The sequence below is a fragment of the Hydrogenophaga sp. IBVHS2 genome (genome assembly GCF_002127215.1).
In the GTDB taxonomy this organism is placed as follows: domain Bacteria; phylum Pseudomonadota; class Gammaproteobacteria; order Burkholderiales; family Burkholderiaceae_C; genus Hydrogenophaga.
In genome coordinates, this window is sequence record NZ_NFUT01000001.1 from 488,667 (window position 1) to 513,720 (window position 25,054).

General features: G+C 70.5%; 26 protein-coding genes. 10 read left to right on the forward strand and 16 right to left on the reverse strand.

Going from position 1 to position 25,054, the window contains the following annotated elements:
• Positions 1-30 precede the first annotated feature (30 nt).
• Together CAP38_RS02440 and CAP38_RS02445 are read right to left on the reverse strand one after the other, a co-directional pair.
• Entirely contained in the window at positions 31-450 is a 420-nt protein-coding gene (locus CAP38_RS02440) for an RcnB family protein (RefSeq protein ID WP_218776548.1), read from the reverse strand.
• 100 nt (positions 451-550) lie between these two features.
• Complete coding sequence (locus CAP38_RS02445; RefSeq protein WP_086119280.1) at positions 551-1,180, reverse strand: DUF938 domain-containing protein; 630 nt, start codon at positions 1,178-1,180, stop codon at positions 551-553.
• A gap of 27 nt (positions 1,181-1,207) precedes the next feature.
• On the opposite strand from CAP38_RS02445, the gene CAP38_RS02450 reads away from it, so the two are divergent.
• The 3 genes from CAP38_RS02450 to pcp are packed head-to-tail and all read left to right on the forward strand — an operon-like array spanning position 1,208 to position 3,269.
• On the forward strand, positions 1,208-1,843 hold the full coding sequence (locus CAP38_RS02450) for a hypothetical protein (protein ID WP_143435737.1): 636 nt from the start codon (positions 1,208-1,210) through the stop codon (positions 1,841-1,843).
• A 30-nt stretch (positions 1,844-1,873) separates the two neighbouring features.
• On the forward strand, positions 1,874-2,617 hold the full coding sequence (locus CAP38_RS02455) for a tRNA-uridine aminocarboxypropyltransferase (protein WP_086119282.1): 744 nt from the start codon (positions 1,874-1,876) through the stop codon (positions 2,615-2,617).
• Positions 2,604-3,269, forward strand: a complete 666-nt coding sequence (gene pcp / locus CAP38_RS02460; RefSeq protein ID WP_086119283.1) for a pyroglutamyl-peptidase I — start codon at positions 2,604-2,606, stop codon at positions 3,267-3,269. Before CAP38_RS02455 ends, pcp begins: the two co-directional genes overlap by 14 nt.
• 12 nt (positions 3,270-3,281) lie before the next feature.
• Here pcp and CAP38_RS02465 read toward each other — a convergent pair whose 3' ends face one another.
• From CAP38_RS02465 to CAP38_RS02490, 6 genes are all read right to left on the reverse strand, one after another.
• Entirely contained in the window at positions 3,282-3,992 is a 711-nt protein-coding gene (locus CAP38_RS02465; protein WP_086119284.1) for a nucleotidyl transferase AbiEii/AbiGii toxin family protein, read from the reverse strand.
• Positions 3,985-4,500 (reverse strand): helix-turn-helix domain-containing protein, encoded by a 516-nt coding sequence (locus CAP38_RS02470; protein WP_086119285.1) that lies wholly within the window; start codon positions 4,498-4,500, stop codon positions 3,985-3,987. The genes CAP38_RS02465 and CAP38_RS02470 overlap by 8 nt, the downstream gene beginning before the upstream one ends.
• A gap of 111 nt (positions 4,501-4,611) precedes the next feature.
• Positions 4,612-6,465 carry a glutamine--tRNA ligase/YqeY domain fusion protein gene (locus tag CAP38_RS02475; RefSeq protein WP_086119286.1) on the reverse strand — a complete coding sequence of 618 codons (1,854 nt, stop codon included), beginning with the start codon at positions 6,463-6,465 and terminating at the stop codon, positions 4,612-4,614.
• A gap of 40 nt (positions 6,466-6,505) precedes the next feature.
• A complete protein-coding gene (locus CAP38_RS02480) occupies positions 6,506-6,835 on the reverse strand; it encodes a hypothetical protein (RefSeq protein WP_086119287.1) in 330 nt (109 codons plus the stop codon).
• Complete coding sequence (locus tag CAP38_RS02485) at positions 6,832-7,500, reverse strand: RNA polymerase sigma factor (RefSeq protein ID WP_086119288.1); 669 nt, start codon at positions 7,498-7,500, stop codon at positions 6,832-6,834. The genes CAP38_RS02480 and CAP38_RS02485 overlap by 4 nt, the downstream gene beginning before the upstream one ends.
• Positions 7,497-7,982 carry a DUF3106 domain-containing protein gene (locus CAP38_RS02490; protein WP_143435738.1) on the reverse strand — a complete coding sequence of 162 codons (486 nt, stop codon included), beginning with the start codon at positions 7,980-7,982 and terminating at the stop codon, positions 7,497-7,499. Before CAP38_RS02490 ends, CAP38_RS02485 begins: the two co-directional genes overlap by 4 nt.
• Positions 7,983-8,160: 178 nt before the next feature.
• Between CAP38_RS02490 and CAP38_RS02495 the strand changes: the two genes are divergently transcribed.
• Complete coding sequence (locus tag CAP38_RS02495) at positions 8,161-8,526, forward strand: hypothetical protein (RefSeq protein WP_218776549.1); 366 nt, start codon at positions 8,161-8,163, stop codon at positions 8,524-8,526.
• Between the two features lie 6 nt (positions 8,527-8,532).
• Here the strand turns inward: CAP38_RS02495 and CAP38_RS02500 are convergent, their stop codons facing one another.
• The 4 genes from CAP38_RS02500 to CAP38_RS02510 all read right to left on the reverse strand — a co-directional run bounded on the left by CAP38_RS02500 (position 8,533) and on the right by CAP38_RS02510 (position 13,345).
• Complete coding sequence (locus tag CAP38_RS02500) at positions 8,533-10,347, reverse strand: monovalent cation:proton antiporter-2 (CPA2) family protein (protein WP_086119289.1); 1,815 nt, start codon at positions 10,345-10,347, stop codon at positions 8,533-8,535.
• Positions 10,344-10,919, reverse strand: coding sequence for an NAD(P)H-dependent oxidoreductase (locus tag CAP38_RS15125; protein WP_143435739.1), 576 nt, complete (start codon positions 10,917-10,919; stop codon positions 10,344-10,346). The genes CAP38_RS02500 and CAP38_RS15125 overlap by 4 nt, the downstream gene beginning before the upstream one ends.
• A gap of 42 nt (positions 10,920-10,961) precedes the next feature.
• Positions 10,962-12,620, reverse strand: coding sequence for a choice-of-anchor I family protein (locus tag CAP38_RS02505; protein ID WP_143435740.1), 1,659 nt, complete (start codon positions 12,618-12,620; stop codon positions 10,962-10,964).
• Between the two features lie 89 nt (positions 12,621-12,709).
• Positions 12,710-13,345 (reverse strand): DUF924 family protein, encoded by a 636-nt coding sequence (locus tag CAP38_RS02510; RefSeq protein WP_086119290.1) that lies wholly within the window; start codon positions 13,343-13,345, stop codon positions 12,710-12,712.
• Positions 13,346-13,477: 132 nt separating this feature from the next.
• On the opposite strand from CAP38_RS02510, the gene CAP38_RS02515 reads away from it, so the two are divergent.
• From CAP38_RS02515 to CAP38_RS02535, 5 genes are all read left to right on the forward strand, one after another.
• Positions 13,478-13,873, forward strand: a complete 396-nt coding sequence (locus CAP38_RS02515; protein ID WP_086119291.1) for a hypothetical protein — start codon at positions 13,478-13,480, stop codon at positions 13,871-13,873.
• A gap of 112 nt (positions 13,874-13,985) precedes the next feature.
• Entirely contained in the window at positions 13,986-15,296 is a 1,311-nt protein-coding gene (locus tag CAP38_RS02520) for an efflux RND transporter periplasmic adaptor subunit (protein ID WP_086119292.1), read from the forward strand.
• A 10-nt stretch (positions 15,297-15,306) separates the two neighbouring features.
• Positions 15,307-16,023, forward strand: a complete 717-nt coding sequence (locus CAP38_RS02525; protein WP_086119293.1) for an ABC transporter ATP-binding protein — start codon at positions 15,307-15,309, stop codon at positions 16,021-16,023.
• The gene (locus CAP38_RS02530; protein WP_086119294.1) at positions 16,020-17,249 is read left to right on the forward strand and encodes an ABC transporter permease; all 1,230 of its coding nucleotides are present in this window, start codon (positions 16,020-16,022) and stop codon (positions 17,247-17,249) included. The genes CAP38_RS02525 and CAP38_RS02530 overlap by 4 nt, the downstream gene beginning before the upstream one ends.
• A gap of 62 nt (positions 17,250-17,311) precedes the next feature.
• Complete coding sequence (locus CAP38_RS02535) at positions 17,312-18,145, forward strand: undecaprenyl-diphosphate phosphatase (RefSeq protein WP_086119295.1); 834 nt, start codon at positions 17,312-17,314, stop codon at positions 18,143-18,145.
• Positions 18,146-18,163: 18 nt separating this feature from the next.
• Here the strand turns inward: CAP38_RS02535 and CAP38_RS02540 are convergent, their stop codons facing one another.
• The 4 genes from CAP38_RS02540 to mutS all read right to left on the reverse strand — a co-directional run bounded on the left by CAP38_RS02540 (position 18,164) and on the right by mutS (position 24,526).
• On the reverse strand, positions 18,164-20,137 hold the full coding sequence (locus CAP38_RS02540) for a PAS domain S-box protein (RefSeq protein ID WP_179188434.1): 1,974 nt from the start codon (positions 20,135-20,137) through the stop codon (positions 18,164-18,166).
• 62 nt (positions 20,138-20,199) lie between these two features.
• Positions 20,200-21,036, reverse strand: a complete 837-nt coding sequence (locus CAP38_RS02545) for an alpha/beta fold hydrolase (RefSeq protein ID WP_086119297.1) — start codon at positions 21,034-21,036, stop codon at positions 20,200-20,202.
• Positions 21,036-21,863 (reverse strand): proteasome-type protease, encoded by an 828-nt coding sequence (locus tag CAP38_RS02550; RefSeq protein WP_086119298.1) that lies wholly within the window; start codon positions 21,861-21,863, stop codon positions 21,036-21,038. Before CAP38_RS02550 ends, CAP38_RS02545 begins: the two co-directional genes overlap by 1 nt.
• Entirely contained in the window at positions 21,860-24,526 is a 2,667-nt protein-coding gene (mutS, locus tag CAP38_RS02555; RefSeq protein ID WP_086119299.1) for a DNA mismatch repair protein MutS, read from the reverse strand. The genes CAP38_RS02550 and mutS overlap by 4 nt, the downstream gene beginning before the upstream one ends.
• Before the next feature lie 167 nt (positions 24,527-24,693).
• On the opposite strand from mutS, the gene CAP38_RS02560 reads away from it, so the two are divergent.
• Positions 24,694-25,038 carry a high-potential iron-sulfur protein gene (locus CAP38_RS02560; protein WP_256924209.1) on the forward strand — a complete coding sequence of 115 codons (345 nt, stop codon included), beginning with the start codon at positions 24,694-24,696 and terminating at the stop codon, positions 25,036-25,038.
• The last annotated feature ends 16 nt before the right edge of the window (positions 25,039-25,054 follow it).

Here is a 25,054-nt window from a genome sequence, read left to right on the forward strand (position 1 = left end):
GGGTTCACGGGGACACCCAGCATACGCCCGTCAGCGGCTGAAGATGGCATGGGCGATCAAGCCGGTGGCCACCGCCACCAGCAGGAATTCGCCGTCCACGTTCACCCACTGGTGGCCGCGGGGCGGCGCGTACAGATGGCGGTGGTGGCGGTGGTCGATCACCACATGGCGCTGCTGCACCACGTGGCGTGGCAGGTACTGGCCCTTGTGCCAGCGCGGCCCGCCCCGGTAGGCGCGTGGCCCGCCGTGGTAGTGGTGGTGCTGCTGCACGATGCGCACGTCCGGACGGTGGTCGCGGCGGTGATCGCGCCGGTCGTCCCAGCGGTCGTGGCGCTGCTCGTGGCGGTGATCCCAGCGGTGGCCGCGGCGGTCGTCGTCGGCCAGGGCGAGCGTGCCCATGCCGAGGGTGCTGGCAGCCACCAGCGAGGTCATGAGGCGGCGAAGTGTCATGGCAGGTCTCCTGTGGGTTTCGGAGCCCTCATGCTCGCGGCGCTGTGTGTCCGTCCTGTCAATGCCGGGCACCGCCGCCGCAAAGACCGGCACCCGCCTGTTACGTCGCGGCCGCGCGGTGCTGCCACACGAGCAGCAGGTTGTTGGCCGGCATCGCGATGCGCTGGGCCAGCACCAGCCCGGCGGCATCGGCCTGGGCCTGCACCTCGTGCAGCCAGCGCAGTCCCCAGGCGGGATCGCGCTCGCGCAGGCTCTGGTCGAAGGCCCGGTTGCCGGGCGATGTGTCGACCCCGCGCTCCAGGTACGGTCCATAGGTGAGCAGCAGGCCGGTCGGGCGCAGCACGCGGGCGCTGCCCCGCATCAGCCCGGCACACACCGGCCACGGAGCGATGTGCAGCAGGTTGGCGCAGTACACCGCATCGAAGCAGGCGGTCCACGCGGGCTGCGGTGGCCCGGGCCACTCGGTGGCGGTCACGTCCAGCCGCAGCGGTGGACGCACCGCCGGAAGACCGGCGGTCCGCGCGGCGATGGCGGGCAGTGCCTGCCCATCGTGCTCGGTGGGCTGCCAGGTCCATCCGGGCAGGGCCGGGGCCATGTGCTGGGCGTGCTGGCCGGTGCCCGACGCCACCTCCAGCAGATGACCTTGAGGCGGCAGCCGCTGCAGCAGCTGTTCCAGGATGGGTTGTCGGTTGCGCTCGGCGGCGGGGCTGAAGGGCAGGTCTTCGTGCATGGGCCGATTCTGGCGAGAATGCGCGCCATGCATACCCCGTACCGATTCTTTCGCGCCGGCCTGGCGATCGGCCTGCTGGCCCTGCTGCAGGGCTGCGCCTTGACCTGGATCCGCCATGCCGCCCCGCAGGACGCGTCCACGCCCGAGTACACCGTGGTGGCCGGGCGGATGAACTACATCGTCGACGGCGAGCTCATGGCGCCTTACGGCAGCGCGCCGCGCTGGGGCCCCCCGAACCTGATCGCCCTGCGCATGGAGGACGGCAACCCGTTCGTGTTTCCGCAGGTCGACGAGGTCACCGGTGCGTTCCGGCTCAAGGTGCCGCCAGGGGCCTATGTGGTGACCCAGATCGGCCCGCCCATCCAGCCCGACCGGCACACCACCTGGCCGCGCCTGGTGCTGTGCGTGCCCGCCACCCAGGGGGAGGCGTTGCACGTGGGCCACCTGCAGCTGCTGGGCACCCGCTACCGCGAGACCTACACGCTGAGCACCGGCACCGAGCGGGTGTCGCAAGGGGTGCGCTACCGCTTCGCGGTGGTGGACGAGGGCGGCGACGGTCGCCGCTCGCTCTTTCGCGAGCTGCCCGACCTGCCGATCGGCCAGCGCCTGCAGGAACGGTGGCAACAGGACAAGGCCGGGCTCATCCGCCAGATCTGCGGCTGACCGGCCGGGCCGGGTTGCGACAATCGGCCCATGACCCACGCCGTCGCCCGCCTGCGCCAGACCCGTCTGGCCGCCAGCACCAAACCCTTCAACGCCCGTGGCTCCAGCCTGGTTCGCTGCGACGGATGCCGCCTGCCGGCCAGTCATTGCGTCTGTGAGTGGCGACCCAGCGTGCCCACCCGCGCCGGCATGTGCCTGCTCATGGGCGACATCGAATCCCTCAAGCCCAGCAACACCGGCTGGCTGATCGCTGACGTGGTGCCCGACACCTTCGCCTTCGGCTGGTCGCGCACCCAGCCCGACCCCGGCTTCGTGGCCCTGCTGGCCGACCCGGCCTGGCAGCCGGTGGTGGTGTTCCCCGGCGACCTGGTGGAACCCGAGCGGGTGGTGGGCGACCTCTCGGGCCTGGCCCCGGTGCCGTCGCCGGGCGCACCCGCCACCGGCCCGCGACCGCTGTTCGTGCTGCTCGACGGCACCTGGACCGAGGCCCGCAAGATGTTCCGCAAGAGCCCGCACCTGCAGACCCTGCCGGTGCTCAGCCTGGACCCCGGCCACGCCTCCACCTACCGGCTGCGGCGCTCGCAGTTCGACCACCATTTCTGCACCGCCGAGGTGGCCGCCATGTGCCTGCACATGGCCGGTGACGAAGCGGCGGCCTCGGCCCTGTCGGCCTGGCTGCAGGTGTTCAGCCACCACTACCTGCGCTGCCGCCAGAACCAGCCGCCGGACACCGGCAGCGAAGCGCACGCGCAGCTCGGCCATGCCCCCGTCTGATCTGCCCACCGTCCTGCTGACCGGGTTCGACCCTTTCGGCGGCGCCACCCGCAACCCCAGCAGCGAGGCGGTGCAGGCCCTGCACGGCGCCACGCTGGCCGGTCACCGGGTGCAGGCGCGGGAGCTGCCCACCGTGTTCGGCGATGCCTGGCAGGTGCTGCACGCCGCGCTGCGGCAGCACCGCCCCGCGCTGGTGGTGTGCGTGGGCCAGGCCGGCGGCCGCCAGGGCCTGCACATCGAACGCGTGGCGATCAACCTGGACGACGCCAGCATCCCCGACAACGCCGGCCAGCAGCCGCGCGACCGCCCCATCGAACCCGGCGCCCCCGCCGCGTACTTCAGCAGCCTGCCGCTGCAGGCCGTGGTGGCCGAACTGCGCGCACAAGGCCTGCCGGCCGAAGTGTCCAACAGCGCCGGCACCTTCGTGTGCAACCACGTGCTCTACCGGTTGATGCACGCCCTGGCCACCGACCCCGAATGGCGCGGCACCCGTGGCGGCTTCGTGCACGTGCCGTGGCTGCCGGAGCAGGGGAGCCCCAGCCTGGACCTGGGGGGTGTGGTGCGGGGGCTGCGGGTGGTGGTGGAGGTCAGCACCGGCGCCATCGGCATGCACAGGGGCCCGGTTGAACACACAGCCTCGTTGCCGTCCTGAACAGACCACCCCTCAGTCGGTCTTCAACACCCGGCGCAAGGCCCGGATCTTCTGCCAGACCAACGCCTTCGGCTGGGTCATGGCCATGACCTGCATGCACCGCTCCAGCCAGCCCGGGCGCTCCTGCAGCCGGTCGATCGCCTTGGCCAGATCGCGTGCCACCGCCGGCCCGTACGCCTCGGTGGCCTTGGTCAGTGCGGCGCGCAGCGCAGGCAGGCGCAGGTCCATCATGGCGAGGTCGATCACATCACGGCTGAACACGCCATCGTCGGCCTGGCGGTCGGCGTTGGCCAGCAGCTTGGACGTGGCCAGGTCCAGCGGGGTCAGCGTGCTGATGCCACACACCACATCGGCAGGCCCTGGCGCCTCCAGGGTGATGCGTGCCTCGCGGACGATCTCAAACTTGATCGCCTGACTGTCCATCAGCACCACCGTGCGCACGCCGTACTGGTCGGCCCGCACCTCGCGCTGCTGCATCAGGGGCTGTGCTCCCGGTCGCACCAACGCGTTGATGCCCGCAGGCCCCGTGACCAGCCCGCGCAGCTCCCGGTAGCCTGTGGCGTCGGCCACCAGAAAGTCCATGTCCAGCGACTCGCGGTACTCACCGTGGCGCAGGGCGATGCAGGTGCCTCCGCCGAACAGGCAGCTGTACCTGCGCAAGGCGTCGCCATCCAGCGCACCCAGCACATGCGCGATGCGTTGGTGGTGCGGGCGTTCAAACATCGGGCCTGTCCATGACCGCAGTGCCGCCCAGCCCGGCCCGCAAGGCCTGCAACAGCGCCTGTTCGGCGGGCGTCATCGCGGCCGTATCCAGATGGCGCGCATTGCGCTCATAGATGCCCAGCGCCTCCAGGGGCGTGAGCGTGTCGGTGCCGTGCACCTGCCAGGCCAGCGCCTGGAGCTGCGGATAGCCGGCCAGGCGCACGCGGACGGGTATCCACTGCGACAGGTCCGCTTCGGGGATATCACCTTCACGCATGGCGGTGGTGTCATCGGCATCGAGAGCCACCAGCGACAGGCCCAGCACCGCCATGGCATTGGCCCAGGCGCCCGCTGCCACCGAAGCCTCGCCCTTCTCGATGCGGTGCAGCGTCACCCGCGACATCCCGGCGGCCTCGGCGGCCGCCGTGCTGCTCACCTTCAGCGCCTTGCGGCGGGCGCGAAGTTGTGCCCCCAGGGCTTGCAGCTGGGCGGCACTGTGCGTGAGAGTGAGGGGAGTTCTTGCTGGCATTTGTTTCTCATTTTGATCATTTATTGATTAATGTCAATTTTGAGAAACAGATAAATGCCTGGAAGTTGGCGCGGCTCTGTGCTCCTTGCCGCTTCATGCGCGCTGTGCGCGTCACTTCCCCCAGGAATCCTTCAATCCCGTCACCCGGTTGAACACCACTTTCCCCCCCACCCCGTGATCCACCCGATCCGCCACGAAGTACCCGTGCCGCTCGAACTGGAACTTCTGGTCCGGCTTCGCGGCGGCCAGTGACGGTTCCACATAGGCGGTCACCACCTTCAGGCTGTCGGGGTTGAGGGCGTCCAGGAAGTTCTTGCCACCGGCGTCGGGTTGGGGGTCGGTGAACAAGCGGTCATACAGGCGCACTTCGGCGCTCACGCCGTCGGCCACGCCCACCCAGGTGATGGCGGCCTTGGCCTTGACGCTGTCGGCGCCGGGGGTGCCGCTCTTGGTGCCGGGGATCACCTTGGCGTGCACTTCGGTCACCTGGCCCGCCGCATCCTTGGCGCAGCCGGTGCACTCGATCACATAGCCGCCCTTCAGGCGCACCACATTGCCGGGGAACAGGCGCTTGTAGCCCTTGGGCGGCACTTCTTCAAAGTCCTCGCGCTCGATCCACACGGCTTTGCCGATCTGGAACACGCGGTCGGGCGGGGGCGTCTGGCCTTCGGCAATGGCCGAGTGGGGCAGGGCGGGCTGGGTGCAGGGCTCGGTGTAGGCGTCCGACCCGAACACCTCGGCCCAGTTGGTCAGCACCAGCTTGACCGGGTCGAGCACGGCCATGCCGCGGTGGGCCTTGTTCTCCAGGTCTTCGCGCAGGCAGCCGTCGAGGGTGCTGTAGTCGATCCAGCTGTCGCTCTTGGTCACGCCGATGCGTTCGGCAAACAGCTGGATGGCTTCGGGCGTGTAGCCGCGGCGGCGCAGGCCGACGATGGTGGGCATGCGCGGGTCGTCCCAGCCGCTCACCTTGTGCTCGTTCACCAGCTGGGCCAGCTTGCGCTTGCTGGTGATCACATAGGTGAGGTTGAGGCGCGCAAATTCGTACTGGCGCGGCGGCGGGGCCTGCAGCAGGCCGCATTCGGTCAGGCGTTCCAGCAGCCAGTCGTAGAAGGGGCGCTGGTCTTCAAACTCCAGCGTGCAGATGCTGTGGGTGATCTGTTCCAGCGCGTCCTCGATGGGGTGCGCAAAGGTGTACATGGGGTAGATGCACCAGGCATCGCCCGTGTTGTGGTGGGTGGCACGGCGGATGCGGTAGATGGCCGGGTCGCGCAGGTTGATGTTGGGCGACTGCATGCTGATCTTCGCGCGCAGCACGGCGGCACCGTCGGCCAGTTTCCCGTCGCGCATCTCGCGGAAGCGGGCCAGGTTCTCTTCCGGGGTGCGGCTGCGGAACGGGCTGTCCACGCCGGGCTTGTTGAAGTCGCCCCGGTTGATGCGCATTTCTTCAGCGGTCTGTTCGTCCACATAGGCGTGGCCGGCGGTGATCAGCGCTTCCGCCGCGCGGTACATGAAGTCGAAGTAGTTCGACGCGTAGTACAGGTGGCTCTCTTGTTGGCCGTTGAAGCTGGACTCCCAGTTGAAGCCCAGCCACTGCACCGCGTCCAGGATGGAGTCGACGTATTCCTGCTCTTCCTTCTCGGGGTTGGTGTCGTCGAAGCGCATGTGGCACACGCCGCCGTAGTCGCGCGCCAGACCAAAGTTCAGGCAGATGCTCTTGGCATGGCCCACGTGCAGGTAGCCATTGGGCTCGGGCGGGAAGCGGGTGCGGATGCGGGCGGGGTCGGGCTCGCCGGTGGCGTGGTGGGCGGCATCGCCGGGTCCACCGCCCCAGCGGCGGCTGGCGTAGGTGCCGTGCTCCAGGTCCTTCTCGATGATCTGGCGCAGGAAGTTGCTGACCTTGTGTTCGCCATCAGGGCTGGCGGCGGGGGTGGAGGCGGTGTTGTTCGGGTGCGGGGTGGAGCTCATCCGGCCATTCTAGGCACCCGCGTGGCCCCGCATGCCCTGCTCAGATGCTGCCCAGCGTGATCAGCTGCAGCACATCGGGCTGCATGAGTTCTTCCAGCGCCGGGTCGGGGCGATGGAGCCAGGCAGCGGCCAGCACCACGGCCAGGGCCAGCGCCCCGGCAGCCCAGCCGGCCCGGCGCAGGCGCTGGCCCTGTGCGCCATGGCCCGGGCCACCGGCGGTGGCCGCCTGCAGGGCCAGCTGACCGGCGTGACGCTGCGCCCACTGGGCCATGACCCTCTCCTGCAGGGCCTGGGTGCTGGCATGGTCGGGCGGGTTCTGGTGCAGGCTGTCCTGCAGGGCGCGCTGCAGGTCGGTGTCGGACGGGTTCATGCGGTGCCTCCGGGGGTGAGGGCGCTGCGCAGCTGGCGCTTGGCCCGGTGCAGCAACTGGTGGGCGGCGTTGGCCTCGATGCCCAGGGCCTGGCCGATGGCAGCGGCATCGGCGTCGGCATAGGCCCACAGGGCCAGCGCCAGGCGCTGGCGCGGGGGCAGGGCGGTCAGGGCCGCGTGCAGCTGGTGGTGCTGCCGGGCGTCGTCCAGGGGCTCTTGGGCCATCAAGGCGCCGGTCTGCTGCTCCTGCAGGGTCTGGAGTTCGTCCGGGTCGGTGGCCCATTCGCGCTGGCGGCTCAGAACGCTGCGGCAGCGGTTGAGCACGATGGTGTGAAAGTAGGTGCCGATCCGGGCCGAAGTCTGGTCGTCCGGCCGGGCGCTCCACAGGCGCAGAAAGCTGTCCTGCACCACGTCTTCGGCGTCTTCGGGGCGGCCCAGCACCTGCCGCGCCAGGGCCAGGGCGGGCGGCGTCAGGCGGGCCACCAGGGCGCGGGCGCTGGCCGGGTCGCCGCCGGTGGCGGCCCGCCATTCGGCCCAGCCGTCGGCGGTGGGACTGAGGGCGCGGCGGGCGCGGTGCAGCAGGCCGGCCATGGCGGTCAGCAGGCGGCCAGCCTGCACGTGGGGCGCCGGAGCGAGGGCGGGCGGGTGTTCGGTGGCGGTGTTCATCGCAGCGGCAGTTTCTCGCGCAGGGCGGCGCGTTCTTCGGGGGACATGGTCTCCAGCAACGCGCGGCGCTGGCGCAGCATTTCGCGGCGCTCGGCCGGACTCATGGACTCCACCTGCCGCCGCCGCTCGGCCGCCAGTGCCTGGCGCTGTGCGGGGCTGAGCTGGTCCCACTGGGCGCGGGCATCGCCGATCAGGGCCTGGCGCTGTTCCGGGCTGAGGTTCTGCAGCCGCTGGCGCAGCTCGCGCCGGAAAGCCTGGCGCTGCTCGGGGCTGGCGTTCTGCAGCTGGCGGCGGATGGCCTCGCGCTGGGCGGCCTGTTCGGCCGGGCTCAGGCGCGACCAGGCTTGCGGGTCGGGCACGGCCGGGGTCTGGGCCCGGGCCGTCGGGTGGACGGACGCCACAGTGGCTGCAGCGGCCAGCAGCAGCGCGGCCCGCCAGCGCCGGGCGCGGGCGCGTGCAGGGGGGATGACGGTTCTTTGCATGACGCTGAAACCCGGCTGGGCGCCGTCTCTTACGCGCCGGTCGGCAAAACCCGGCCGCCGGCCGGGGCATGGGCCGGCGCAGCGTAAGTGCGCCCTGTGTGCGGCGGTTTCAGTGCCAGCCCCGGCTGCGGGGTGCGTGCCGGGATGGTCCCGGCGCCATTCGATCTGAGGAGTTCCCATGACCTTCCATGCTTCGTTTCGCCGTGCCCTTCCCCTGGCCCTGACGCTGGCACTGGCCGGCCTGGCCGCGCAGGCCCATGCCCAGGGCGGCTGGCAGGATGCCCAGGCCGACCGGGTGGATGCCCGCCAGGACCGGCAGGCCGACCGCATCCGCCAGGGCGTGGCCTCCGGCGAGCTGACCCGGCCCGAGACCGCCCGGCTGGTGGAACAACAGCGCCACATCCGCCGGCTGGAGCGCCGCACCGAGGCCGACGGCCAGGTGACCGCCCGGGAAGCCGCCCGGGTGGAGGCGGCCCAGGACCGTGCCAGCCGCCGCATCCACCATGCCAAGCACGACGGCCAGGCCCGCCCCCGGGCGCGCTGACCGGTCTCAGGCCGGCGGGCCGTCGTCGCGCTGCCAGCCACCGTCGCCGGGGCGGCGTTGCTGGCGGGCCAGGTCGGCCTGCATCTGGCGCTCGAACTGCTCGCGCGCCTCGCGCACCCGGCGGATTAGGTCGTCCTGGTTGTGGCGGTCGGCCCGGGCGCTGCGCAGGAAGCCTTCGGAATAGCGCCGGAAATCGTCCGCCAGCTGGCGGGCCTGGTAGGGCGCGAAGTCGAGCGCTTCCAGCACCGCACGGCCGCTGCGCAGCGAGCTCTCGAACAGTTCGCGCTGCACATGGTGCACGCCGTCTTCCATCAGGTCCATGGCATGCACCGCGTCGCGCGCGCGGGCCACGATGCGCAGCTGCGGCCAGTGCTCGCGCACCAGTGCCACCACCCGGCTGGCCTGCTGCGGATCGTCGATGGCCACCACCATCACGCGGGCCTGGGCAGCCCCGGCGGCGGCCAGCAGGTCGGCCTCGGTGGCGTCGCCGAAGTGCACCACGAAGCCGGCGCGCCGCGCGCTGTCGATGGTGTCGGCGTCGTGGTCGATCACGGTGGGGCGGATGCCGGTGGCCAGCAGCAGGCGGGCCACGATCTGGCCGTAGCGGCCGAAGCCGGCCAGCAGCACCGGGGCGTGGTCGGGTTCGATGGCATCCGCTGGCCGCACCGGGGCTTCCTCGGCCTGCAGCCAGCGGTCATGGGCCATGAGCAGCAGCGGCGTGGTGGCCATGGAGAGGGCGGCGATCAGCGTCAGCAAGGCGGCGGTGTCGGTGGGCAGCACCCCGCTGAGCTGGCCGGCGGCCAGCACCACGAAGGCGAATTCGCCCACCTGCGACAGCAGCACCGCCAGCAGGGTGCGCTGGCTGGGGTGCAGGCCGATGAATCGGCCCAGCAGCCATAAGCCCAGCGCCTTGAGCGCCACCACCAGCAGCAGGCCCAGCCCCACCTGCAGGGGCTGGCTGGCCAGCAGGCCGAGCTGCATGCTCATGCCCACCGCAATGAAGAACAGGCCCAGCAGCAGGCCCTTGAAGGGCAGCAGGTCGCTCTCCAGCGCGTGGCGGTAGGGCGAGCCGGCCAGCAGGACGCCGGCCATGAAGGCGCCCAGGCCCATTGACAGGCCCACCGCCTGCATCAGGGCCGCCACGCCCAGCACCAGCAGCAGGGCCAGGCCGGTGAAGAGCTCGCGCACCGGCAGGGTGGCCACGAAGCGCATGGCCGGGTAGGCCGCGAACCGGCCCAGCAGCACCACCGCCACCACGGCGCCGGCCTGCAGGCCCAGCTGGGTCAGCCCGGTGCCGGATGCCGTGGCATCGGCCGGCGCGGCACTGCCCAGGGCCGCAGCCAGGCCCAGCAGCGGAATGGCGGCGATGTCCTGGAACAGCAGCATCGAGAAGCCATGCCGGCCCACCGGCAAGGCCATCAGGTGCCGTTCCTGCAGCAGGCCCACCACGATGGCCGTGCTGGACAGCGCCAGCGCCAGCGACGCCACCAGCGCGGCCTGCCAGGTCCAGCCCAGCCACAGGCCCACCGGCATGAGCAGGGCCGCGCACACCGCCATCTGTGCGCTGCCACCGCCGAACACCGCGCGGCGCATGGCCCACAGGCGTTGCGGCTCCAGTTCCAGGCCGATCACGAACAGCATCAGCACCACACCGAGTTCCGAGGTGTGCAGCAGGGCCGCAGGATCGGACACCAGGGCCAGGCCCAGCGGGCCGATGGCCACACCCGCCAGCAGGTAGCCCAGCACCGAGCCCAGGCCCAGCCGCACCGCCAGCGGCACGAACACCAGCGCCACCGCCAGGAACACGATGGCCTGGTTCATGGCCGGCCTCCGAGGGAGGCGAGCAGCGCCTCGGCCTGCTGGCGCAGCGCGCGCCCGGCCTGCGCACGGGCGGCGGCGTCGAGTCGGTGGCCGCCGTGCAGCACGAACGGCGGTGCCCAGTGCATGCCGCAGAAGCGCGCCGTCTGTTCGATGGCCGGGGTGTAGTCGGCGAACGCCCGTCCGTGTTCCCCGCCGGGGCTGTACATGGCCGGGTGGCCGCCGGCACTGGCCACCCACCAGGCGGTCTTGCCGGCCAGGGCGCGGGTGGCCGGGCCCGCGCCATCGGGGGCATGGGCATGGCCATAGGCCCAGCCGTGGGTGAGCACCGTGTCGAACCAGTGCTTGAGCAGTCCCGGCACGCTGTACCAGTACACCGGGCTGAGCCAGACGATCAGGTCGGCCTCGCGCAGGGCCTGCTGCTCGGCGGCGACGTCGATGTCGAAGTCGGGGTATCGGTCATAGAGGGCATGCACCGCCAGGTCGGGCAGATCCGACAGCGCCAGCAACAACCCCCGCGTGGCCACCGAGTGGGCCGGGCGGGGGTGGGCATGGACGATGAGGGTGCGGGGCATGGCCGGTGACGATATCACCGACCTGCGTCCGGCGGCCTGGCCTCAGTAGGTCGGGCGGATGCGGTAGACGGCGGTGGTGCCGCTGGTCTCGTGGCCGACCACCAGCAGCGGCTCGCCGGTGGGCGAGTCGTCGGCCGGGATGTAGGTCAGGCCCTCGGGACCGCGGTCGCCGTTGATGCCGTCGCGGGTGTTGAGGTAGCTCACCTGGCGCGGCTGGCTGGGCTCGCTCACGTCGTAGACCACCACGCCGCCCACCCGCTCCAGGCCGATGAAGGCGAAGGTCCTGGGGCCGAAGCGGGCCACGGTCACGCCCTCGGGCTCGGGCCCCTTGCTGGCGCTGCGGCTTTCCAGCGTGTTGTTGGAGTTGCTGGCATTGAACAGCACGTTCGGCAGCTGGGTGGTCAGGCGCTCCAGGTCTTCACCGGAGTCGGCCACGCGCTGGATGTCGGTGTTCCAGATGCTGAACGAGCGGCCGCCGAAGCTGTAGAGCTCGGTGCACTGGCCCAGCGCGTTCTTGCCGGTGCGGTCGCCATCGGGGCTGCGGGTGACGTTCAGCCGGCCCAGGGCGGCGTTCGTGATCAGCGTGGCGGCATCGGCGAACACCGTGGGGTCCAGGCCGGCCGGGCAGTGGGCGGCCACCCGGACTTCCTCGGCAAATCCGGTGTAGTCGCGGGCATCGCCCTCATTGGCGGTGATCAGCCAGGTCTTGCCCCTGGCCTGGAAGGACGCAATCGCATCCGGCAGGTACATGCCCTTGACCGGCACCGGACCGATCCTGATGACGTTGTCGCGGTCGGACGGGTCCATGCCCATGCCGGCCCGGCTGTGGTCCTTCAAGCCCAGCGGACGGATGTCGCTGATGCGGGCGTTGCGCACGTCCAGCACCGCGATGGCGTTGTTCTCCTGCAGCGTCACCCAGGCGGTACGGCCATCGTCGGACACGGCGATGTATTCCGGCTCCAGGTCCTGGGCCACGGTGGCGTTGGGGCCGAAGATGCGCACGCCGGCGGCGCGCAGGCGCTGCATCTCGCCGTTGAAGGCGCGGAAATCGGCGGTCAGCACGGTGCGCTCGATCCGGGTGGCGTCCGGCTTGAGCTTGCCCAGTCGGATGACGCTGATGCTGCCCTCGGGGTCCACCGAGGTGGGCTGGTTGTAGCTGCTGGGTTCGCCCTCGTTGGCCACCAGCAGGGTGCGCCCGTCGGGCGTGAAGGTGAGCATGTCGGGCAGGGCGCCCACGGTGTCGGTGCCCAGGGGCTGCAGGTCGCTGGCGCGCAGCCAGGCCACCACGCCCGGAGAGGTCTTGGGGTTGGCTTCGATGGCCAGGGCGACGATGCCGTTGTGCACCGCCACGCTGTTGATGGCCGCCAGGCCGGTGCCGAAACTGGCCGCCGGGATGGACCGGATCAGGGTCGGCGCCTCGGGGCGGCTGAAGTCCAGCACGTCGACCGAGGCCAGGGCGCCATTGACCACGAACAGCCGCTGGCTGATGGGGTCGAAGGCGGTGATCTCGGCCGAAGCCTCGCCGCCGGCGTGGGTGAAGCCACCGATCTTCTCCAGCTCCAGGCCCACCGGCGGGCCTTTGGGCGGCTCTTCCATGCCGCCGCAGGCACTCAGCACGGCAGCGGTGACCAGGGTGGCGAGCACCGGCGCGATCAGGCCGGCAGGGGTGTGGTGGGCAGGGCGGTGGGAGAGGTGGCGCATGGTGGGGTCGGTCGGTTGGGACCCCGTGGTTGTAGGTCGTTCGCATGACAGACCGGTGACACCCTGGGGGGTGTCTTCAGATCTGCGCCCTACTGGCCGAAGCGCGGTCCGTCCACCAGAAATGCGGTTTCTTCGTCGGTGCTGCGGCGGCCCAGCGCCTGGTTGCGGTGCGGAAAGCGCCCGAACCGCAGCACGATGTCCCGGTGCAGCCGGGCGAACTGCAGGTGGCTGGCCAGGTCGTCCCGGGCCACCGTGTGGTCCGCCGGCGTGTCGGCCAGCAGGTCCTCGAAGCAGCGGATGCAGCGGTCCTGCAGGGCCAGGTCTTCGGCGTGCATCAGCGGCATGAACACGAACACCCGGCCGATGGGGGGCAGGCTGCGGTGCAGGCCACGGTCCAGCAGGTCCAGCGCCAGGGCGCAGGCCCTGGCATCGCCGGCAAAGGCGGTGGCCTGCCCACGGTTCAGGTTGCGGGTGAACTGGTCCAGCAGCACCAGCAGGGCCAGCCGATGCCGGGGCGGTTCTTCCCAGTCGGTCAGGCCGCCGGCCAGCGCCTGGGCCACGAGCGGCCCGAAGCCTTGCCGGATGGACTCGTCCACCGCCGGGTCGCTGCCGAACCACAAGGACTTGCGCGGCACCACCGGCCAGCCGTGGACCAGGCTGTCGCCGAACCAGAAATCGAGCACGGTGTCGGGTCGGGAGGGCGCGGGAGCGGTGGCAGGCGTCATGGCGATACCGGTAGGGGGTTTACGACTTGAAACGACTTTGACCTTGCGTGCGGCAGTGTGCCGTCCAGGGCGTTTTGTAATCCATCCCACGCTGCAGGCATTTCCCTGCGCGCATCCTCTCAGGAGCTTTCCATGCAAACCGCCCTTCGTGTCCCCGCCATCACCCGTTCCCTCGACGGCTGGGCGCGCGGCCTGATGGCCGCCGTCATGTCCGCCGGCGCCTGGGCCGCCTCGGCCGTGGTCAGCGAGGCAGAAGCCCGCGACAACGTGTACTGGTCCATCGGCATCCAGTCGCCCGGCGTGGCGGTGGGCGTGGCCAATGCGCCGCCGGTGGTCTACGGCCCGCCGGCCTACTACTACCAGCCGCGCCCGGTGGTGGTGTATCCGCGGCCGGTGGTGGTGGCGCCGCAGCCCATCTACTACTACGACGACTACCGCCCCCGCCACTGGAAGAAGGACCGCCACTGGCACAAGGGCTACGGCCACGGCCACGGGCGTGGCCGCGGTCATGACCGCTGGGACGACTGAGGTCCGCAACGGCCCCGCCGCCGGGCCCGTCACCCGACCCCTTTACCCGCCCGATACCCGGGCGATACCCCGCTGAAGCGCTCCCTCGAGGAGCGCTTCCTACAATTCCGGCATGACCCGTACTCGCTGGATGTTGATGGTGCTCCTGCTGGCCTTGCTGGCCGGCGGTGGCTGGTGGTGGTGGAGCCGTGGCAACGCCTCGGCGGTGCAGTACCGCAGTGCCACCGTCGAACGGGGCAACCTGCAGGCCACGGTGTCGGCCAGCGGCGCGGTCAACCCGGTCACCCAGGTCTCGGTGGGCACCCAGGTCTCGGGCCAGGTCCGCGACGTGTTCGTCGACTTCAACAGCGAGGTCAAGGCCGGGCAGCTGATCGCGCAGATCGATCCCCAGACCCTCGAATACCGGCTCAACTCGGCCCTGGCCGACCTTGACGCTTCCAATGCCGCGGTGGCCATCGCCCAGGCCAATGCGGCGTCGGCCCGGGCCAACGTGTCCCGCGCCCGCACCGACCTGGCCGAGGCCCAGCGCAGCCACGAGCGCAACCTCAGCCTGGTGGCCCAGGGCTTCATCGCCCAGAGCGAGGCCGACCGCACCCGTGCCGCGCTGGCATCCGCCCAGGAATCGCTCAAGGCGGTGGAGGCCCTGGTGGGCGTGAGCGAGGCGCAGATCAGCAGTGCGAGGGCCAACGTCAAGCAGCGCGAGGCGGCGGTGTCGCAGGCGCGGGTGGACCTCGCCCGCACCCGCATCACCTCGCCGGTGGACGGCATCGTCATCAAGCGCACGGTGGAGCGGGGCCAGACGGTGGCCGCCAGCCTGCAGGCGCCCGAGCTGTTCGTGATCGCGCAGAACCTGTCCGAGATGCAGGTGGACGCCAGCATCGACGAGGCCGACGTGGGCCGCATCAAGCCCGGGCAGAAGGCCACCTTCACGGTCGACGCCTTCCCCGGCCGCACCTTCGAGGGCCAGGTGAGGCAGGTCCGCAAGGCCGCCACCAACGTGTCCAACGTCATCACCTACATCGCGGTGGTGGGCTTTGCCAACGGCGACAGCCGCCTGCTGCCGGGCATGACCGCCAACGTGCGGGTGGTCACCGATCAGCGCGAGAACGTGCTGAAGGTGCCGAACGCCGCGCTGCGGGTGCGCCTGCCCGGGCCCGAGGCCGGCAACGGGGCGCCCACGGGGGCCCGGGGCGGGCCGCCGCGGGGCCGCATCCACCTGCTCGACGAGAAGGACCAGCCGATCACGGTGGCCGTGGGCACCGGCGTGACCGACGGCAGCTTCACCGAAGTGGTGCTCAAGCCCGACACCCCGAATGCCGACCGCGTGGTCGAGGGGGCCCGGGTCATCACCGGCGTGCAGGGCGGCGCCACCCCGGCGGCGGCCAGCCGGCCGCGCCAGCCGGCCCCGCGCCTGCCGTTCTGAGGCCGTCGCCATGGCCCTGATCGAGATCCGCGACCTGCACAAGACCTACGGCACCGGCGACCAGGCGGTGCATGCGCTGGCCGGTGTGTCGCTGGACATCCAGGCCGGCGAGTTCGTCGCCATCATGGGCGCATCGGGCTCGGGCAAGAGCACGCTGCTCAATGTGCTGGGCTGTCTGGACCGGCCCGACACCGGCGAATACCGGCTGGCCGGCGAGCCGGTGCAGGACCTGCCGCCCGACCGGCTGGCCGAGGTGCGCAACCGCCGCATCGGCTTCGTGTTCCAGCAGTTCAACCTGCTGCCCCGCACCAGCGCGCAGGAGAACGTGGAGCTGCCGCTGGTGTACGGCGGCGTGCCGGCGCCGCAGCGCCGGGAGCGCGCCCTGGCCGCGCTGGCCCAGGTGGGGCTGGCCGAGCGTGCGCACCACACGCCCTCGCAACTCTCGGGCGGCCAGCAGCAGCGGGTGGCGATTGCCCGCGCCCTGGTCAACCAGCCCTCGCTCATCCTGGCCGACGAGCCCACCGGAGCACTCGATTCGCGCACCAGCGACGAGGTGATGCAGCTGCTCTCCGGCCTGCACGCCGGCGGTATCACGGTCGTGATGGTCACGCACGAGAGCGACATAGCGGCCTGGGCGCAGCGCCGTCTGGTGTTCCGCGACGGCCGGGTGGTGGAAGACGCGCTGCAGGTGCCGGTGCACGGCGCGGTGCGCGAGGTGGCGGCATGAACACGCTGACCGCCATCCGCAGCGCCTGGCGTTCGCTGCGGGCCAACAAGCTGCGCAGCATGCTGACCATGCTGGGCATCATCATCGGCGTGGCGGCGGTCATCACCATGATCGCGGTCGGCGGTGGTGCCACGCAGCGGGTGCAGGAGCAGATGAAATCGCTCGGCTCCAACGTGATGCTGGTGCTGCCGGGCAGCCTGTCGGCCGCCGGCGTGCGGCAGGGCGCCCAGACCCGCTCCCGCTTCACCGAGGAGGATGTGCAGGCCATCATGGCCGAGATTCCCGAGGTGCAGGCCGCGGCGCCCGGCTCGCGCACCACGGCCCAGGCGGTGGCGCAGAACGCCAACTGGAACACCACCATCTTCGGCACCACCAACGAGTACCTCGACGTGCGCGACTGGGCCCTGGCCAGCGGTCGACTTTTCGAGCCGGCCGAGCAGAGCGGCTCGGCCAAGGTGGCCTGGATCGGTCAGACCGTGGCCCGCGAGCTGTTCGGCGACCAGGACCCGGTGGACCAGGTCATCCGGGTGCGCGGCGTGCCCTTCACCATCGTCGGCGTGCTGGAACGCAAGGGCCAGAACGCGTCCGGGCAGGACCAGGACGACATCGTGGTCATGCCCATGTCGACCTTCCGCAACCGCATCTGGAACGCCGGCGGCAATGTGCGCCGCATCTGGACCATCTTCGTCAAGGTGCGCGAAGGCCAGGACATGAAGGCCACCGAGCAGAGCGTGCGCGACCTGCTGCGCCAGCGGCTGCGGGTGTCGGAGGAGGGCGACGACACCTTCTCGGTCAACAACCTGTCCGAGGTGCTGCAGGCCCAGGAAGAGGCCAGCCGCGTCATGACCTGGCTGCTCTCGGCCGTGGCCGGCGTGAGCCTGATCGTCGGTGGCATCGGCATCATGAACATCATGCTGGTCAGCGTGACCGAACGCACCCGCGAGATCGGCCTGCGCATGGCGGTGGGGGCGCGCGGGCGCGACATCCTGGCGCAGTTCCTGATCGAGGCGGTCACGCTCAGCCTGATCGGCGGGGCCATCGGTGTGGTGCTGGGCGCGGCGGCCACCTGGGCCACGGCCGAGGTGGCGGGCTGGGAGGTGAGCATGTCGGTCCAGGCGGTGGTGCTGGCTGCCAGCTTTGCCGCGCTGGTCGGCGTGTTCTTCGGCTATTACCCGGCGCGGCGTGCCTCGGGGCTGCTGCCGATCGAGGCACTGCGCCACGAGTGATCCGGGCCCGGACCCGCGCGCCGGGTACGATGGCGGGCTGTCCTTACTCGCTCCAGTTCTCCATGGATCTCATCCTGCTGCTCAAGGCCGCCATCATGGGCGTGGTCGAGGGCCTGACCGAATTCATCCCGGTGTCGTCCACCGGCCACCTGATCCTGGCAGCGGCCCTGCTCAAGATGCCGGGCGAGAAGATCAAGCTGTTCGAGGTGGTGATCCAGACCGGCGCCATCCTGGCCATCGTCTCCCTTTATGCCGAGCGCCTGTGGTCCACCGTGGCCGGCCTGCCGCGCGGTGATGTGGTGGCCCGTCGCTTCACCGTCAACGTGCTGATCGGCTTTTTTCCGGCGGCGCTGGCCGGTGTGCTGTTCATCGACGTGATCAAGGCCGTTCTGTTCACGCCCACGGTGGTGGCCATGGGCTTCATTGCCGGCGGCTTCGTCATCCTGTGGGCCGAGCGGCTGCAGGCCCGCCGGGGCACGTCGCGCGTCGAGGCCGTGGACGACATGTGCTGGACCGATGCGCTCAAGGTCGGTCTGGTGCAGTGCGTGGCCCTGGTGCCGGGGGTGAGCCGCTCGGGCGCCACCATCATCGGCGGCATGCTGCTGGGAATGAACCGGCGCACCGCCACCGAGTTCAGCTTCTTCCTGGCCATTCCCATGCTGTTCGGTGCCGCCGTGTACGACCTGTACAAGCACCACCACCTGCTCAGCAGTGCCGACATCCCCATGTTCGTGGTGGGCATGGTGACGGCCTGGCTGTCGGCCTGGGTGTGCGTGCGCTGGCTGTTGAGGTTCGTCTCCACCAGCACCTTCGTGCCGTTTGCCTGGTACCGCATCGTGTTCGGGGCGCTGATCCTGCTGACCGCCTGGGGCGGCTGGATCGACTGGACGCCCTGAGGCCGGGTGCCCTGTCGGTCAGCGTTCCAGCGGCGGCTGCAGCGTGAACCAGAACTTGGCGCCCTGACCCGGGGCCGAATCGGCCTTGAGCAGACCGCCGTGGCGCACCACGATGCGCCGCACCGTGGCCAGGCCGATGCCCAGACCGACAAACTCATGGGGGCCATGCAGGCGCTGGAACGGCTGGAACAGCTTGGCGGCGCGGCCCATGTCGAAGCCCGCCCCGTTGTCGGCCACGCAGAAGGCACGCACCCCGTCCAGGCTGTCCAGGGTCACACGGATGCGGGCCTGCGGCGTGCGGGCGGAGTACTTCCAGGCGTTGTGCAGCAGGTTCTGCAGCACCGCCTCCACCAGCGGTGGATCGGCCAGGGCCTGCAGGCCGGGCTCCACCTCCCAGTGCACCTGACGGCCCGGCTCGGTGGCCGAGAGCTCGCACAGCAGCCGCTGGGCCATGTCGCTGAGGTTGACCGGCTGGCGCACCAGTTCGCCCCGTGACACCTGGGACAGCTTGAGCAGCCCGTCGATCAGCTCGCCCATCTTCTTGCTGGCCAGCATGATGCGGTCCAGGTGCTGCCGGCCCGAGGGCGACAGGCCGCCCTCGTCCTCCACCACCGCCGAGGCGAATCCGTTGATGATGCGCAGCGGCGAGCGCAGGTCGTGGGCCACGGCGTAGGAGTAGCTCTCCAGCTCGTCGTAGGCCGCCTGCAGGGCCTGGGTGCGTTCCCGGATGCGCTCCTCCAGCGTGGCATTGAGCTGGCGGATCTCCAGCTCGGCCTGCTTGCGGCCGGTGATGTCCAGCGTGACCCCGAGCGCCCGCAGGGCGCGGCCCGAGGCGTCGCGCTCGAACTCGGCGCGCACCGAGAACCAGCGGTATTCGTCGCGGATGCGCAGCCGGTATTCGATGTTGTAGGGCAGCAGGCCCTTGACCGCCGCCGCCCAGGTGCGGTCGACCATGGGCAGATCGTCCGGGTGGGTGATGGCGCGCAGCTCCTCGGCGGCCAGTTCGGCGGCCGGCAGGTCCAGCACCACGTGCGAGCCCGAGAGGGTGAGGAAACGCCGGGTGCGCATGTCGGCCTGCCAGCTGGCCATGCCCGCCAGCACCTGGGCCTGGCTGAGCAGCCGTTCGGTGGTGCGCAGCGCCTGTTCCACCGACTTGATGTGCGAGATGTCCTGCACCACCGCGATCAGGTAGTCGGGGGCACCGTCGGGCTGCCGCACCAGCGCCACCGTGAGCTGCACCCACACCACATGGCCGAGCCGGTGGATGTAGCGCTTCTCGATGGAGTAGTGAGCGATCTCGCCCCGCAGCGCCCGCTGCAGCAGCTCCAGATCCGTGGCCAGATCGTCGGGGTGGGTGAAGTCCTCGAACCGGGTCTGCAGCAGCTCGGCCTCGGTGTAGCCGATGAGCTGGCAGTAGGTGCGGTTGACGCGGATCCAGCGGCCGTCTATGTGGCTGTGGGCCATGCCCACGGCACTCACCTCGAAGGTGTCGTTCAGCCGCTGTCCGGTGCGGCGCGCGAGTTCGGTGGCCCGCCGCAGTGCCCGGTTCTGCCGCTGCATCAGGGCGATCGCACCCACCACCACCAGCTGGGTGATCAGATGCCACAGGTTGAGCCAGAACGCCTCGACCGGGTCGTCGAAGGCCAGGCTGAAGTACGGCTTGACCAGCGCGTAGTTGATGACCAGCATGCCCACCACCGTGCTGAACATGCCGGCCCGGAAGCCTCCGTAGAGGGCCGACACGGCGGCCGCCAGCGACAGGGTGATGAAGCGGCCACCGGATTCCGCCGGCGCCAGCGCCATGCGCAGCCAGGCGGCCAGCAGGGTCAGCACCAGCGCCACCGTCAGGCGGAGCCACAGCGGGTGCTTGTCGGGTCGCCACTGCATCAGCACGCGCCCCAGCCGCACCGGCCAGGGACGCTGCCGGACGCTGCCTTCGGACCATGCGTCGACGCCGGCCAGAGAGTCGGGTGGGGGCGGATGGTGTGGCATGGTGGGGCGGCCGGTGCTGCCTCCGAGCATATACCCAGCCGTCACGGACTGGTGCCCGGCTTTCAGGGTCCGGAAAGATCGGCCAGCACCTGCTCCAGGGCGGCGGCGGTCTCCAGCGGTTTTTCCATCGGGAACAGGTGGCTGCCCTCGATCATCTGCAGCCTTCGGGGCCTGTCCCGCCCCACCAGCCTGAGCGTCATGGCCATGCCGACCTGGCGCATCTCCTGCGAATCGGTGCCGCCGATGAAGCCCACCGGGCACCGCAGCGGATGCCGCCGCAGCAGGCGGTCCAGGTTGTGCGGCAGGGTGTTGTAGATGGCGGTCTCCACGTCGCGGTCGAAGGCCAGCACCCGGGCCGGCCCGTGCGGCGTCCGCACATCGACCGTGCCGTGGTCGATGTAGTCGGCCAGCACCTGCGGGTGCCAGGCCGCGAAGCTGCGCTTGCCCGCGAAATGGGCCATCGCCGCGTCGCGGTCGGGCCACTGGTGGCGGCGTTTGCGGCTGATCTTGCCGGGCGACAGCGAGCCCACCAGCTGGGTGCGCTTGACGAGTTCGAGCGTCCGGGCACGCCAGCCGCCCAGCACCGGCGAGTCGATCAGCACCACCCCGCGCACCCCGTGGCCGCCCAGCTGCGGATGGCGGGCAGCGCACATCACGCTCAGGAAGCCGCCCAGCGAATGACCCACGAGCCACGCCGGTGCGCCATGGCGCGCGATCTCGGCGCCGGCGAAGTCGGCCAGCTGCTGCACCAGGTGCGGCCAGTTGCTGGTGACCGGGTAGGCCGGATCGTGGCCGAATTTTTCCAGCGCCCGCACCTGATGGCCGCGCGCGCGCAGCGACTTGAAGAGGACGCCGTAGGTGCTGGCCGGAAAGCTGTTGGCGTGCGAGAAGATGATCATCAGATCAGCTTCTCTTTCGGTGTGGCGATCTTCTTGAGCGGCTGACTGCGGGTGCTGCAGCCCATGAGCGGCACATCGGTGGGGCTGCCGTCCCAGACCGGGCGGTCGATCTCGTCGAACACCTGGCGCAGCTTTTCGCCCCAGGTGCTGCGCACCATGCGGAAGTAGGGGTTGTTCTCGTCGATGCAGGTGATGCGGTCCGAGCTCAGACGCCCGGCCTCGTACACCGCCAGATCGAGCGGCAGGCCCACCGACAGGTTGGACTTGAGGGTCGAGTCCATCGACACCAGCACGCACTTGGCGGCTTCGTCCAGCGGCGTGTCCGGGTTGATGACCCGGTCGAGCACCGGCTTGCCGTATTTGGATTCGCCGATCTGGAAGAACGGTGTCTCGCCGGTGGCCTCGATGAAGTTGCCGGCCGCATACATCTGGAACAGGCGCATGCCTTCGGTGCCGATCTGGCCGCCGAACAGCATGGACACATTGAAGTCCACCCCGGCGCGCTTGAGCGATTCGCCGTCGCGTTCATAGACATGGCGGATGGCCGAGCCCAGCACCCGTGCCGCGTCGAACATGTTGGTGGCGTTCCAGATGGTCAGCGGTTCGGCATCCTCGCCGTCATCGAGCCGCTCGACCTGCAGGATCTCGCGCACCGACTGCGCGATGCTCAGGTTGCCGGCCGAGAGCAGGCACATGAAGCGGTCGCCCGGCCGCTCGTAGATGATCATCTTGCGGAAGGTGCTGATCTGGTCCAGACCGGCGTTGGTGCGGGAGTCCGACAGGAACACCATGCCGGCCTTGAGTTTCACGGCGACGCAGTAAGTCATGGGGTGCCGATGAGTTTCTTGAGTTGGTAGAGCTGGTCCAGCGCATCGCGCGGGCTCAGGGCGTCGGGGTCGATGGCGGCCAGGGCGGCCACCACCGGATGGGGTTCGGGGGCTTCCTCGGGCGCGGGCGGGGCGAACAGGTCGACCTGCACCCGGCTTTGCTCACTGTGCGCCTCCAGGGCCGCCAATGCCTGCCGCGCATGCGTCACCACCGGCGTGGGCACGCCGGCCAGGCGGGCCACCTGGATGCCGTAGCTGCGGCTGGCCGGCCCGGGTTCGATGTGGTGCAGGAACACGATGCCGCCCCGCCCGCCTTCGGTGGCACTCACGTGCACGTTCACGGCCGCGTGGTGGCTGGCCGGGAATTCGGTCAGCTCGAAATAGTGGGTGGCGAACAGGCAGAAGCAGCGCGAGCGGTCGTGCAGGTGGGCCGCGATGCCGCCGGCCAGGGCCAGACCGTCGAAGGTGGACGTGCCGCGTCCGATCTCGTCCATCAGCACCAGGCTCTCGGGCGTGGCAGCGTGCAGGATCTGCGCGGCCTCGGTCATTTCCACCATGAAGGTGGACTGGGCGTTGGCCAGGTCGTCGGCTGCGCCGATGCGGGTGTGGATGGCATCGATCGGCCCCAGCCGGCACGACTGCGCCGGCACATGGCTGCCCATGCTGGCCAGCAGCACGATGACCGCCACCTGCCGCATGTACGTGCTCTTGCCGCCCATGTTCGGCCCGGTGATCACCTGCATGCGGGCCTTCGGGCCGAGCACGGTGTCGTTGGCGATGAAGGCGCCGCCAGTGGTCTCGTTCAGGCGCGCTTCCACCACCGGGTGGCGCCCGCCGCGGATGTCGATGCAGGGCTCGGCCACGAACTGCGGCTCGCACCAGCCCAGGGTGAGCGAACGTTCGGTCAGGGCGCACAGCACATCCAGGGTCGCCAGGGCGCGCGCCAGGGCCGACAGGGCCGGCACATGGTCCTGCAGCGCGTCGAGCAGCTGCTCGTACAGCCACTTCTCGCGCGCCAGGCCGCGCTCCTGGGCACTCAGCGCCTTGTCCTCGAAAGCCTTGAGTTCCGGGGTGATGAAGCGTTCGGCGTTCTTGAGGGTCTGGCGGCGCCGGTAGTCATCCGGCACGCGGTCGAGCTGGCCCTGCGTGACCTCGATGTAGAAGCCGTGCACCTTGTTGAACTGCACCCGCAGGTTGGCAATGCCGGTGCGCGCGCGCTCGCGGGTTTCCAGGTCGATCAGGAAGCCGTCGCAGTTGTTCTGGATGGCCCTCAGTTCGTCCAGCTCGGCATCGAAGCCGTCGTTGATGACGCCGCCGTCGCGCACCAGGGCCGACGGCTCGGGCAGCAGGGCGGCGGTCAGCAGATCGGCGCAGCCCGGGGGCGGGGAGAGGTCGGCGGCGATGCGCGCCAGCAGACCGCCGGCCGGCGGCTGCACCGCCTGCAGTTCGCGGGCCAGGGCGGCGGCGCGCTGCAGCGTCTGGCCCAGGCCCACCAGCTCGCGCGGCTTGACCTGGCGCAGCGCGGTGCGCGCGGTGATGCGCTCCACGTCGCTGGCCCCCTTGAGCGAAGCGCCCAGGCGCTGCCACAACGCGCTGGGCGATCCGCTGCGCAGCACGGCGATGGCGGCCAGCCGGGCGCGGGCCACGGCGCGGTCGCGCGGCGGCTCCAGCAGCCACTGGCGCAGCAGCCGGCTGCCCATGCCGGTGTGGCACACATCCAGCAGGCTCAGCAGGGTGGGGCTGGATTCGCCCCTCAGGGTCTGCACCAGCTCCAGGTTGCGGCGGGTGTTGGGGGGCAGGTCGATGCGGTCGTCGGGTCGCGCCACCTGCAGGCTGCGCACATGGGTGAGGGCCCGGCCCTGGGTGTGCTCCGCATGGGCCAGCAGGGCGCTGGCGGCCGCATGGGCGTCGGGCAGGTCCTGGGCGTCCCAGGCGGACAGGCTGGCGGCCTGCAGCTGTTCCAGCAGCTTGCGCTGGCCCAGGCCGGCATCGAAGGTCCAGGCCGGCCGCACCACCGCCACCAGCCGGCCCGTGGCCGAGGCGGCCGCCAGCGCCTGCACCCGTTTCTCGAAAGCCGGCGTGACCTCGGCGCTGTAGAGCAGCTCGCCGGGGCCGATGCGCGCCACCCAGTCGGCCAGGGCATCGGAGTCGCACTGGGCCAGGAACACCACACCCTGGGTCACCGACATCCACGCCAGTCCGCAGCCGGTGCGGGCGCCGGGGTGGACGGCCATCAGGATGGCTTCGGTCTTGTCCGACAGCAGTTCGGCGTCGGTCAGCGTGCCGGGCGTGACCACCCGAACCACCTTGCGCTCCACCGGGCCCTTGCTGGCGCCCACGTCGCCCACCTGCTCGCAGATGGCCACCGACTCGCCCAGACGGATCAGGCGCGAGAGGTAGCTGTCCACCGAATGGAACGGCACGCCGGCCATCGAGACCGGCCGGCCGGCCGACTGGCCGCGGTGGGTCAGCGTGATGTCCAGCAGCCGCGCGGCCTTCTCGGCGTCGTCGTAGAACAGCTCGTAGAAGTCGCCCATGCGGTAGAAGACCAGCGTGTCGGGGTACCCGGCCTTGATGGTCAGGTACTGCTGCATCATGGGGGTGTGCAGCGAGAGGTCGGGGGCCGCTGCAGTGCCGGCGGCGGTTTCCGTGGGGCTGGGCATCGGCAGGACGGAGGGGTGGCGGCGCAAAACCGGCAATCTTAGGCGATCACCCCGGGGGCCAATGGCGCACCGCCGCAGTCGGGCATGCGGGGCTTAAGTCAACCTTCACGTGCGGCGCCCTAGCATGCGGCGTGTTCGTTCAACCCCACCCACGAAAGAGGTCACACATGAATGAGTCGAAGAAGAGTTTCCTGGGCGCATCCAGCCGTCGCGTGTTCATGATGCAGGTCGCCGCCGGCGGTACCGCCCTGATGGCAGGTTCTGCCGCGATGGCCCAGGCGCCGGCCATGGTCGATCCGGCTTCCCCGCAGGCACAGTCGCTGGGTTATGCGGCCGACACCACCAAGGTCGATGCCAAGAAGTACCCCAAGCACGCCGCCACCCAGCAGTGCAGCAACTGCCAGCTGTTCGTGGGCAAGGCGACCGACGCCGCCGGCGGCTGCGGCATCTTCCCGGGCAAGCAGGTGGCCGCCAAGGGCTGGTGCTCGGCCTGGGTCAAGAAGGCCGGCTGAAGAACCGGCATGCCGG

Coding starts and splice junctions, on each gene's coding strand:
- pcp (WP_086119283.1), top strand. CDS start 2,604: ATGCCCCCGTCTGATCTGCCCACCGTCCTGCTGACCGGGTTCGACCCT.
- CAP38_RS02520 (WP_086119292.1), top strand. CDS start 13,986: ATGACCCGTACTCGCTGGATGTTGATGGTGCTCCTGCTGGCCTTGCTG.
- CAP38_RS02495 (WP_218776549.1), top strand. CDS start 8,161: ATGACCTTCCATGCTTCGTTTCGCCGTGCCCTTCCCCTGGCCCTGACG.
- CAP38_RS02535 (WP_086119295.1), top strand. CDS start 17,312: ATGGATCTCATCCTGCTGCTCAAGGCCGCCATCATGGGCGTGGTCGAG.
- CAP38_RS02465 (WP_086119284.1), bottom strand. CDS start 3,992: ATGTTTGAACGCCCGCACCACCAACGCATCGCGCATGTGCTGGGTGCG.
- CAP38_RS15125 (WP_143435739.1), bottom strand. CDS start 10,919: ATGCCCCGCACCCTCATCGTCCATGCCCACCCCCGCCCGGCCCACTCG.
- CAP38_RS02475 (WP_086119286.1), bottom strand. CDS start 6,465: ATGAGCTCCACCCCGCACCCGAACAACACCGCCTCCACCCCCGCCGCC.
- CAP38_RS02445 (WP_086119280.1), bottom strand. CDS start 1,180: ATGCACGAAGACCTGCCCTTCAGCCCCGCCGCCGAGCGCAACCGACAA.
- CAP38_RS02525 (WP_086119293.1), top strand. CDS start 15,307: ATGGCCCTGATCGAGATCCGCGACCTGCACAAGACCTACGGCACCGGC.
- mutS (WP_086119299.1), bottom strand. CDS start 24,526: ATGCCCAGCCCCACGGAAACCGCCGCCGGCACTGCAGCGGCCCCCGAC.
- CAP38_RS02480 (WP_086119287.1), bottom strand. CDS start 6,835: ATGAACCCGTCCGACACCGACCTGCAGCGCGCCCTGCAGGACAGCCTG.
- CAP38_RS02550 (WP_086119298.1), bottom strand. CDS start 21,863: ATGACTTACTGCGTCGCCGTGAAACTCAAGGCCGGCATGGTGTTCCTG.
- CAP38_RS02540 (WP_179188434.1), bottom strand. CDS start 20,137: ATGCCACACCATCCGCCCCCACCCGACTCTCTGGCCGGCGTCGACGCA.
- CAP38_RS02515 (WP_086119291.1), top strand. CDS start 13,478: ATGCAAACCGCCCTTCGTGTCCCCGCCATCACCCGTTCCCTCGACGGC.
- CAP38_RS02455 (WP_086119282.1), top strand. CDS start 1,874: ATGACCCACGCCGTCGCCCGCCTGCGCCAGACCCGTCTGGCCGCCAGC.
- CAP38_RS02485 (WP_086119288.1), bottom strand. CDS start 7,500: ATGAACACCGCCACCGAACACCCGCCCGCCCTCGCTCCGGCGCCCCAC.
- CAP38_RS02450 (WP_143435737.1), top strand. CDS start 1,208: ATGCATACCCCGTACCGATTCTTTCGCGCCGGCCTGGCGATCGGCCTG.
- CAP38_RS02510 (WP_086119290.1), bottom strand. CDS start 13,345: ATGACGCCTGCCACCGCTCCCGCGCCCTCCCGACCCGACACCGTGCTC.
- CAP38_RS02530 (WP_086119294.1), top strand. CDS start 16,020: ATGAACACGCTGACCGCCATCCGCAGCGCCTGGCGTTCGCTGCGGGCC.
- CAP38_RS02470 (WP_086119285.1), bottom strand. CDS start 4,500: ATGCCAGCAAGAACTCCCCTCACTCTCACGCACAGTGCCGCCCAGCTG.
- CAP38_RS02500 (WP_086119289.1), bottom strand. CDS start 10,347: ATGAACCAGGCCATCGTGTTCCTGGCGGTGGCGCTGGTGTTCGTGCCG.
- CAP38_RS02440 (WP_218776548.1), bottom strand. CDS start 450: ATGACACTTCGCCGCCTCATGACCTCGCTGGTGGCTGCCAGCACCCTC.
- CAP38_RS02505 (WP_143435740.1), bottom strand. CDS start 12,620: ATGCGCCACCTCTCCCACCGCCCTGCCCACCACACCCCTGCCGGCCTG.
- CAP38_RS02490 (WP_143435738.1), bottom strand. CDS start 7,982: ATGCAAAGAACCGTCATCCCCCCTGCACGCGCCCGCGCCCGGCGCTGG.
- CAP38_RS02545 (WP_086119297.1), bottom strand. CDS start 21,036: ATGATCATCTTCTCGCACGCCAACAGCTTTCCGGCCAGCACCTACGGC.
- CAP38_RS02560 (WP_256924209.1), top strand. CDS start 24,694: ATGAATGAGTCGAAGAAGAGTTTCCTGGGCGCATCCAGCCGTCGCGTG.